Origin of the sequence: Falsihalocynthiibacter sp. S25ZX9 (assembly GCF_041205405.1) — a bacterium.
GTDB lineage: Bacteria > Pseudomonadota > Alphaproteobacteria > Rhodobacterales > Rhodobacteraceae > Falsihalocynthiibacter > Falsihalocynthiibacter arcticus.
In genome coordinates, this window is record NZ_JBGFCD010000294.1 from 1 (window position 1) to 290 (window position 290).

A 290-nucleotide genomic window follows, 5' to 3' on the forward strand; every position below is an offset into this window, starting at 1 on the left:
ACCTCCAAAATCCGCACCATTTTCGAGGCACCCGAAGCCGTCGTGCATCTTGTGGCCACAGGGACAGCGGCCAATTCTCTTATTCTCGCCTGTCTAGCGCTACCGTTTGACACGATTTTTTGCAGTGATGTTGCCCATATCCATGAGGACGAATGCAACGCGCCGGAGTTTTATACGGGCGGCGCCAAGCTCACTTTGATTCCGACGACTGATTGGAAAATGTCCCCGCAATTTCTGGGAAGTGCCATTCGGGGCGAAGGCAATCGCGGCGTGCACGGACCACAGCGCGG

Annotated in this window: 1 protein-coding gene; it reads left to right on the forward strand. The window is 55.9% G+C overall.

Going from position 1 to position 290, the window contains the following annotated elements; translation table 11 throughout:
- On the forward strand, positions 1-290 hold a 290-nt coding region (locus AB9F29_RS22305; protein ID WP_369757301.1), incomplete at both ends, for a beta-eliminating lyase-related protein.